This window comes from Gaoshiqia sediminis (assembly GCF_025907915.1).
GTDB classification, from domain to species: Bacteria; Bacteroidota; Bacteroidia; order Bacteroidales; family Prolixibacteraceae; genus Gaoshiqia; species Gaoshiqia sediminis.
This window is the reverse complement of the sequence record NZ_JAPAAF010000087.1, coordinates 1-2,311: the sequence shown is the minus strand read 5'-3', so window position 1 is coordinate 2,311 and position 2,311 is coordinate 1. Positions and strand designations below refer to the sequence as shown.

At 49.7% G+C, this 2,311-nt stretch carries 2 protein-coding genes; both read left to right on the top strand.

The window, feature by feature from the left end; genetic code table 11:
• Window positions 1-111 precede the first annotated feature (111 nt).
• Window positions 112-945 carry a tyrosine-type recombinase/integrase gene (locus N2K84_RS20055; protein ID WP_282593616.1) on the top strand — a complete coding sequence of 278 codons (834 nt, stop codon included), beginning with the start codon at window positions 112-114 and terminating at the stop codon, window positions 943-945.
• Window positions 923-2,077 (top strand): IS91 family transposase, encoded by a 1,155-nt coding sequence (locus N2K84_RS20050; RefSeq protein ID WP_282593615.1) that lies wholly within the window; start codon window positions 923-925, stop codon window positions 2,075-2,077. The genes N2K84_RS20055 and N2K84_RS20050 overlap by 23 nt, the downstream gene beginning before the upstream one ends.
• The last annotated feature ends 234 nt before the right edge of the window (window positions 2,078-2,311 follow it).

Below are 2,311 nucleotides of genomic sequence, written 5' to 3'. Positions count from 1 at the left end.
CGTTGAACTAAACCCCGCGATGCGGGGCAGCTTGACATGGTGCAAAAAACTGCGTAACTTCTATTCTCATCCTTAAATTTTTAGTTATGAAAAAAAAGTATCCATGAGTTGATGGAGCGCGAGATGCGTATCCGCAACTACAGTGAACGGACTATCCGCAGTTACATTTGCTCGGTAGGCCAGGTATCCCGCTATTTCAACCTTCCCCCAGGGCGAATCAGTACCGAACAGTTCAAGGCCTATCTTCATCATTTAATCACCCGTGAAAATTGCTCAGTCAGTAGGATTAACCAGAATATCAGTGCCTGGAAGATCCTGCAGCAGGATTTGCTAAAGCGCAAGTGGGAAAGCATTCGTATCCGGCGTCCCCGGAAGGAAAAGAAACTGCCCGTTGTGCTCTCAGAGATTGAAGCAAGGGCCTTGATCGGCTCGCCACGCAGCTACAAACACCGGCTTTTATTAATCCTGGCTTATGCCACCGGCATGCGCCGCAGTGAACTGTTACACATCCGGCTTAAAGATATTGACCGGCAGCGCAGTGTTATTAAAATTACCGGGAAAGGAAACAAGCAACGGGAACTCCCGGTACCCGGCAGGCTTTTCGAATCACTGGAGAAGTATTACCGGAGGTGGCGCCCGGCGGTTTATCTTTTTGAAGGGCCAGTGCCGGGCAAAGCCTATTCGGCATCCAGTATGCAGAAGATTGTAAAAGACTGTGCCCTTAAAGCCGGCATCAAAAAGAACATCTCCCCGCATGTGCTCCGCCACTCGTTTGCCACTCATATGCTGGAACGGGGCGTAAACCTGAAGCGGTTGCAACTGCTGCTGGGACACAACTCCCTGAAGACAACCGCCATCTACCTTCACCTGGCCGACCTTGACAAGGCACAACTACCCGATTTAACCCAGGCAAAACCAGAGGATGATGGGGACGAGAGAAAATAAGCGCCAACCAGTTGAACTGGCCGACATCATACGGGAATACAGCCCGTCATTGAAAGCAAACCGGAAGCTTTGCCCCGAGCAGCACAAGGCCATTGACGATATGACCGCCTGCCGGACATCGGAACTAAAAGGACACCTGAGTGTATGTGACAACTGCGGACACCGGGAACAGTCGTACAACTCGTGCCGGAACCGGCATTGCAACAAATGCCAGTACATGAAACAAACCATTTGGGTAGAAAACCTGAAAGGCCGGTTGCTGCCGGGCAAATATTTTCATTTGGTGTTTACCCTTCCCGCTTGTTTAAACCGTCTCATTTACCGCAATCAGCAGGTTTGTTATAGTTTGTTGTTTCAAAAAGCCTGGTCCGCATTGCAGTCGTTGTGTGCCAATCCCCGCTTCCTGGGGGCACAGCCAGGCGCTGTTGCGGTGCTGCATACCTGGTCATCGACCTTGGTTTATCATCCGCATGTTCATATGCTGGTTCCGGCCGGTGGATTGTCGGATGACGGGATGGAATGGATCCGCCCGAAAAAAAACTTTTTGGTGCCGGTTAAAGTGTTGTCCAAAATCTTTCGTGCCCGGTTTTGTGAGTCGCTGCTGAATCTGCTTCAAACCGGCAGCCTTGATGTTCCCAAGGAATTTAACACCGAAGGCTTAAAACAAAAGCTTTATGCCAAAGACTGGGTTGTATATGCCAAGAAGACCGGGAAGACTGCCGATCGGGCACTGGAATACCTTGGGCGCTACACGCACCGGGTGGCCATTAGTAACCAGCGTATTGAAAGCTTCGAACAGGGGACGGTTCGCTTTCGTTACAAAGATTCTAAAACAGGCCACTACAACCGGGAAATGACACTGGATGGTGAAACCTTCGTGAAACGGTTCCTGCTTCATGTACTTCCTACGGGTTTTTACAAAATCAGATACTTCGGAGTTTTGGCTTCAGCCAATGCCACAGCTAAAAAAGAGCAATGCCTGGCATTAATTGGCAAAGGCCAGTACCTCTCCCCGGTTGAAGGGTTGAATGCTTATGAAGCGTTCCGCATACTTACCGGGGTTAATCCCTGGCTGTGCAAACAATGTCGGAAAGGGATACTGAAAGCTTATCCGATAAACGATTCTGCTTAAGCCATAACCTGCCAAACGTTCTTTGACCGACTGAAACAATAAACAATGCACCTGCCCGATTCAAGGACAACGGGAAAGGTATGTCCGGCCACCAGGAGAATCGAGCGGGAAATAAACAAATCACCGGCTGATTGAACAGGGTCAGGTGCTTATGGAAAGGCAAAAAGAAGAAAGCAGGAACCGGCAAGCCCATAGCGTCGACGGGGAACAGTCCAACTATATTTTATCCATCAT

Coding starts and splice junctions, on each gene's coding strand:
- N2K84_RS20055 (WP_282593616.1), top strand. CDS start 112: ATGGAGCGCGAGATGCGTATCCGCAACTACAGTGAACGGACTATCCGC.
- N2K84_RS20050 (WP_282593615.1), top strand. CDS start 923: ATGATGGGGACGAGAGAAAATAAGCGCCAACCAGTTGAACTGGCCGAC.